This is a genomic window from Paenisporosarcina sp. P4_E4_2 (assembly GCF_056401595.1).
Genome location: NZ_JBFUJC010000162.1, coordinates 1 through 6854 on the forward strand (window position 1 = coordinate 1; position 6854 = coordinate 6854).

The window sequence follows — 6854 nt, forward strand, 5'->3', positions numbered from 1 at the left end:
GATTTAGGTTAAGAAGTAAGCCATTCCCAACAAACAGGGGATGGTTTTTCTTATGTGTAATAGCTGTGGAATACAAACATATTCATTGTAAGTTACTTGAGTTTAACAAGTATTGTATTATTGTTGTAAAATGCAAGTATATTACATTGTATTAATTTGCATAATGCAAGTGTATAACAAATCAGTGTTTTCAAGGAAAAGAGCGTTTATTATTCATGGAAATTATATTGGTAAGGTCAATTAATTGAAGTGTTAAATGAAAAAAGAGAGAATGGGAAAGTGTAAAATATGTAGACACTGGAGGAATAACAAAAATGAAAAATAACTTGCAAGCATGTACAACTTTACATAATGGAATCAAAATGCCTTGGTTCGGATTAGGCGTTTTTAAAGTTGAAGAAGGAATAGAGGTAATAGAAGCTGTGAAGACTGCTATCTTAAAGGGATACCGCAGCATTGATACTGCTGCAGTGTATCAAAATGAAGAAGGAGTGGGTGAAGGAATCCGTCAGGGAATGATAGAAACCGGTATTTCACGGGAAGAATTATTTATCACTTCTAAAGTGTGGAATGCAGATTTCGGATATGAAACTACTTTGGACGCTTATGAAACAAGCCTAAAAAAATTAGGCTTGGATTACTTAGATCTATACTTAATTCACTGGCCAGTAGAGGGAAAGTATAAAGATACTTGGCGAGCACTTGAAACTATCTATACTGAAAACCGTGTAAAAGCAATTGGAGTAAGTAATTTCCATATTCATCACCTAAAAGATGTAATGAAAGATGCAACAATCGTTCCGATGGTCAATCAAGTTGAATACCATCCTAAATTGACTCAGGAAGACCTGCGTGCATTTTGCCAACAAAACAATATTCAACTTGAAGCTTGGTCACCCCTTATGCAAGGGCAATTACTTGATGATGTGAAACTTAAAGAAATTGCTGAGACACATGGAAAATCCGTGGCACAAATCATCTTGCGTTGGGATCTTCAAAATGATGTTGTGACCATTCCAAAATCAATCAATGAACATCGTATTGTTGAAAATGCATCTATATTTGACTTTGAGCTTTCGGCAGAAGAAATGGAGAAAATTTCTTCACTCAATGAAAACAATCGTGTAGGTCCAGATCCAGATAACTTTGATTTTTAATAGTACTTATCACACCGCTCACTTAATTGAGCGGTGTTTTTTGTCTCTTAAATTCTTGGGCATTCCTCACACCACTTTTCTTGCTGCACATATCCTATAGAACATCTTGAAGTAGGGATACCCTCTTCAAACAAAAGGATGCAAGAAAGGAGAAGAAATCTGATGGGTGTTGAATTAACAGCGTTGCATTGGATTTATGTCGTTTTTATCTTTTTAATCATCGGCTTTATGGTGATGAGACGTGATACAACCATTGTAAGTATCGTCGGTATTTTTCTAATTGCCATTACTGCCACTGGATCATTGAGTGGCTCAATCAGTAGTATTTTTAACAGCTTCATTTTCGCGATTACAGAATTATTGCCAACGATACTTGTTATCTCAATCATTGTCGCGATGAGTAAAGTTCTGACAACGACCGGAATCAATGATGTGATGATTTCACCGTTTTCGAAACTCATTAAGACCCCTGCATTGGCATATTGGACAATCGGAATCTTAATGATGGTCATTTCATGGTTTTTCTGGCCGTCTCCAGCTGTAGCTTTGATGGGCGCTGTATTACTTCCAATCGCACTTCGAGTAGGCTTGCCTGCACTTGGGGTTGCTATGGCAATGAACTTATTCGGGCACGGAATTGCGTTATCAGGTGATTTCATTATTCAAGGAGCACCAAAACTGACCGCRGATGCTGCGGGGCTTCCAGTTGGTGATGTCATCAGTGCAAGTATTCCCCTAGTTATTGTGATGGGGCTCGTGACCACCATTACCGCGTTTTATTTCTTGAAACGAGACTTAAAATCCGGATTGTTAACGGCAACTACAGGAATATCAGCCATGCCGACAACGGAACCGACTGAACATCAATTAACGTTGCTATCCGCAGGACAAAAGCGCTTCTTTGCACTCCTGATCCCTGTCCTGTTTGCACTTGACGTGATTGCGATGTCCATTCTTGATTTACAGGGTGGCGATGCAACCGCATTGATAGGTGGTACATCTGTTTTCATCCTCTTATTCATTACAATGGTCAGCCATAAAAATAAAGGGCTTGAAAAAGCTACAAGTTACTTTATCGAAGGTTTCCAATTCGGTTTTAAAGTGTTCGGTGCAGTCATTCCGATTGCTGCATTCTTTTATCTGGGAGATGCAGGGTTCAATAAAATAATCGGTGAACTATTGCCGAAGACTTCACATGGCATCGTCAACGACCTTGGTGTAGCTCTTGCATCACTCGTTCCGTTAAGTAAAGAAGTCGGAGCAGTTACTTTGACGATTGTTGGCGCAATAACTGGCTTGGATGGCTCGGGGTTCTCGGGTATTTCTCTGGTAGGTTCTGTTGCCACTATCTTTGCTAATGCAATCGGTGCCGGTGCAGCTACTTTGACCGCTCTTGGTCAAATTGCAGCCATATGGGTTGGTGGAGGGACGTTGGTTCCATGGGCTCTTATTCCAGCGGCAGCTATCTGTGGTGTCKATCCATTTGAACTTGCGAGAAGAAACCTTCTTCCAGTGACAATCGGGTTGGTTGTTACAACAATCGTAGCCATGTTTTTAATATAATCTATGATATCCGGACCCTCTGAAATTGGAGGGTCTTTATTTTTTGATAACCTGGACGTTGTTCTCCAAACTGTTGTTTCTATTAAATGCTAAAATACTATATAGATACGTTAGTGACACGGAGGTTTTCAAATGATTAAAAGATTAGTGATTACAGGTTATAAACAGCACGAGATTGGTGTTTTCGACGATAAACATCCAGGCGTAGGTTTTATAAAGAAGGCATTAGAAAATCGTCTTCTTGAACTAATTGACGATGGACTGGAATGGGTTATTGTCAGCGGGCAGTTAGGGGTCGAAACGTGGGCAGCGCAATTGGTTATTGATTTGAAGCAATCATTCCCGCATTTAAAATACGCAGTCATTACGCCTTTTCTTGAGCAAGAAAAGAACTGGAATGACAGCAAAAAAGAAATGTATCAAACGATTTGTTCAAATGCTGATTTTCAAACAAGTGTGACGAAAAAACCTTATGAAGGACCTTGGCAATTTATCGAAAAGAATAAATTCATAATACGAAATTCTGACGGTCTACTGATCATTTATGATGAGGAAAATGAAGGTTCACCAAAGTTTATGAAAGAACTGGCCATGAAATATGCAGAACGTCATGACTATCAAATCATTACAATAACAGCTGACGACTTACAGTTAGTAGCGACAGAAGAACAACAAAACCAGTGGTCAGAATAAATATACCTAACATTCTAAATAAAATAATTTTTCTTGTTGTCATAAATGAATTAATAGTAAACTATTTATGAGTAGACGTAATCAAATGATTAAAAATTCTTAGATTGCGATTTGAAAATAATAGGGGATGTTTAGGATGGTAACAAAATTTGAAGAATTTGCGTATACACGACCTGAATTCGAACAGATTGAAACGCAGTTTAATGAAGCATTAACTGAGTTTAATGACGCCGAAACTGTTGAAGTACAAAGTGAAGTAATGAAGCAAATCAATGATATCAGAAACCATGTGGGAACGATGATGAACATTGTCTACATCAGAAATTCAATTGACACGAATGACGAGTTTTACAAAGCGGAACGGGACTACTTCGATGAACTAAGTCCAAAAGTAGATGATTTAATTACAAAATATTATAAGTCACTGGTGAGCTCATCTTTCCGTAACGAGTTGGAAGAAAAGTGGGGCACTCAATTATTTGCCATTGCGGAAGCACAGATTAAATCTTTTTCTTCTGAAGTCATTCCAATGATGCAAAAAGAGAATAAACTCTCATCAGAATATCAACAATTGATTGCGTCTGCCAAAATCAATTTTGAAAATGAAGAGCGTACCTTGGCACAGATGCAGCCATTCACTGAATCTACAGACCGTGACATGAGGAAACGGGCAAAAGACGCCTACTTTAGCTTTTTCGCAGAAAACGAGCAGCAACTCGATCGGATTTTTGATGATTTGGTAAAAGTTCGAACGGAAATTGCCCGTACATTAGGATACAAAAACTTTGTGGAACTGGGCTATTATCGTATGATTCGCACAGATTATGACGCGAAAATGGTCATGAACTTCCGTGATCAGGTCAAGGATTTCATTGTTCCGTTGGCATCCAAGTTAAAAGAACGTCAGCAGGAACGCATCGGAGTAGATGATTTCAAATACTACGATGAATCAATCAATTACAAAACCGGAAATGCCACACCAAAAGGTTCACCGGAGTGGATCATAGATGGTGGCAAAAAAATGTATGATGAATTGTCGAAGGAAACAAGTGAATTCTTTGATTTCATGATAGACAATAACTTGATGGATCTTGTCGCGAAAAAAGGGAAAGCAAGCGGTGGGTACTGTTCGTATATCGAAGATTACAAAGCACCTTTCATCTTTTCTAACTTTAACGGCACATCTGGAGATATCGATGTTCTCACACATGAAGCGGGACATGCATTCCAAGTGTATTCAAGTCGTCATTTTGAAATCCCTGAATATAATTGGCCAACATACGAAGCATGTGAAATTCATTCTATGAGTATGGAATTTCTTACTTGGCCTTGGATGGAAAACTTCTTTAAGGAGGATACGGATAAATACAAATTCTCCCATTTAAGCAGTTCGCTTGAATTCTTGCCATATGGGGTAGCTGTGGATGAATTCCAACACTTTGTTTATGAAAATCCGGAGGCATCGCCAGCTGAACGTAAAAAGGCTTGGAGTGAGCTTGAGGAAAAATATTTGCCACACCGTGATTATGACGGTAATGACTACTTAAACAGAGGTGGGTTCTGGCAACGACAAGGCCATATTTATCAAAGTCCGTTCTATTACATTGATTATACATTGGCTCAAATCTGTGCATTCCAGTTCTTCAAACGAACGTTAGAAGACCGTGAGCAAGCTTGGGCAGATTATGTACACTTATGTAAAATTGGAGGAAGCCTGTCGTTTACAGGGCTTGTAAAAGAAGCCAACTTGATTTCACCATTCGAAGATGGTTGCGTTGAATCCGTAATCGGACCAATTGAACAATGGTTAAATTCAATTGACGATAAAGCACTTTAAGGGCTGTTTAATGATGTGCGCAAATGTACGATAAGCAACCAACAACATCGATTAACAAAGCTAGAAAAGAGACAATGCCTCGCCAAATTTGGCGAGGCTTTTTATTTTGTCTTCATTTTAATATTTTCTATTATTAACCCTATACTTGGAACGGGGTTAGGAATTGCGATGAAAGATGAAGGAGTATTCCATTTGGAATTTTCTGAAATTATTATTGACATCTAACTCTTTCGCCATTAATCTAAAGTAAGTATTACRGAATTATAGTAAAACGTATATAAAGTGTTATATATAAAGTGAAATGTTTTTTTAATGTGCTATTAAAGAACGAACGATAATGTAGGGGGAAATGATAATGGCTCATGATCGGGAAATGTATGACGTAACGATTATTGGGGGAGGACCCATCGGTTTATTCTCTGCCTTTTACGCTGGACTCCGTAATATGTCCTGCAAAATTATTGAAAGCCTCCCGCAACTTGGAGGGCAATTGTCTGCATTGTATCCAGAAAAATATATTTACGATGTTGCCGGTTTTCCAAAAATATCTGCGCAAAAACTTGTTGATAACTTACTAGAACAAATGGGTCAATTTGAACAAACGATCTGTTTGAATCAAGAGGTGGAGGCACTTGAAAGACAAGCCGATGGCACATTTAAGCTTATAACGAGTAAAGGCATCCATTATTCAAAAACCATATTGATAACAGCAGGTAATGGAGCATTCCATCCGAAGAAACTGGATTTGGAAGATACATTGAAATTTGAAGAAAGCAATCTTCATTATTTGATCAATGATTTACAACAATTTGCCGGGAAAAAAGTACATGTTTTTGGTGGGGGAGATTCTGCAGTTGACTGGGCACTCATGCTGGAGCCAATTGCACAGAAAGTATCCATTGCTCACCGTCGCGATAAATTCCGAGCACATGAAAACACTGTGGAAAAGATGAAAAACTCCTCTGTAACAGTGCTGACTCCTTTCGTCCCTGCAGAGTTAAGTGGAGAAGACCGCATTACACAGGTTGTATTGAAAGAAGTAAAAAGCAACGAAACAACTATCATTGATGTAGATGCTGTACTTGTCAATTATGGTTTTGTATCATCACTTGGTCCCATCAAGAACTGGGGCATGACTCTTGAGAAAAACAGCATTGTCGTAAATTCAAGAATGGAAACTGGCATTCCTGGCATTTTCGCTGCAGGAGATATTTGCACATATGAAGGCAAAGTAAAACTGATTGCTTCAGGTTTTGGAGAGGCTCCAACAGCAATTAGCAATGCAAAAGTTTATATTGATCCATCTTCAAAAGTTCAGCCACTTCATAGTACGTCAGTTATGGAAAAGGTGATTTCTGAAACTGCAGAATTGGTAAAATAATAAACATATAAAATAGGCATTCAATTCAATGTAACAAAGTAGTTAATTAACGTATATATAACGTTATGGGAAAGATCAACTACGCATATCTTTAGATAAGGAGTGTTCAATATGACAAATGTAAACACCCCAAATGAAGATAAACAGTATGCACATTTTATGAAACGAATTGAAGCTGGTGACAAAATTGAAGCGTATGACTGGATGCCATAAGAATATAGAC

The 6854-nt window shown here is 38.2% G+C and carries 5 protein-coding genes; all 5 read left to right on the forward strand.

What is annotated here, in order from left to right; translation table 11 throughout:
* The first annotated feature begins 314 nt into the window (after positions 1-314).
* The 5 genes from AC1DSB_RS11905 to AC1DSB_RS11925 all read left to right on the forward strand — a co-directional run bounded on the left by AC1DSB_RS11905 (position 315) and on the right by AC1DSB_RS11925 (position 6631).
* Entirely contained in the window at positions 315-1157 is an 843-nt protein-coding gene (locus AC1DSB_RS11905) for an aldo/keto reductase (protein ID WP_477586782.1), read from the forward strand.
* Between the two features lie 162 nt (positions 1158-1319).
* Positions 1320-2720: a hypothetical protein gene (locus AC1DSB_RS11910; RefSeq protein WP_477586783.1), complete on the forward strand. Its 1401-nt coding sequence runs from the start codon at positions 1320-1322 to the stop codon at positions 2718-2720.
* A 132-nt stretch (positions 2721-2852) separates the two neighbouring features.
* Positions 2853-3413, forward strand: a complete 561-nt coding sequence (locus AC1DSB_RS11915; protein ID WP_016427288.1) for an SLOG family protein — start codon at positions 2853-2855, stop codon at positions 3411-3413.
* A 136-nt stretch (positions 3414-3549) separates the two neighbouring features.
* Positions 3550-5250: a M3 family oligoendopeptidase gene (locus AC1DSB_RS11920; protein WP_477532093.1), complete on the forward strand. Its 1701-nt coding sequence runs from the start codon at positions 3550-3552 to the stop codon at positions 5248-5250.
* Positions 5251-5605: 355 nt separating this feature from the next.
* A complete protein-coding gene (locus tag AC1DSB_RS11925; protein WP_477586784.1) occupies positions 5606-6631 on the forward strand; it encodes an NAD(P)/FAD-dependent oxidoreductase in 1026 nt (341 codons plus the stop codon).
* The last annotated feature ends 223 nt before the right edge of the window (positions 6632-6854 follow it).

Coding starts and splice junctions, on each gene's coding strand:
- AC1DSB_RS11920 (WP_477532093.1), top strand. CDS start 3,550: ATGGTAACAAAATTTGAAGAATTTGCGTATACACGACCTGAATTCGAA.
- AC1DSB_RS11905 (WP_477586782.1), top strand. CDS start 315: ATGAAAAATAACTTGCAAGCATGTACAACTTTACATAATGGAATCAAA.
- AC1DSB_RS11925 (WP_477586784.1), top strand. CDS start 5,606: ATGGCTCATGATCGGGAAATGTATGACGTAACGATTATTGGGGGAGGA.
- AC1DSB_RS11915 (WP_016427288.1), top strand. CDS start 2,853: ATGATTAAAAGATTAGTGATTACAGGTTATAAACAGCACGAGATTGGT.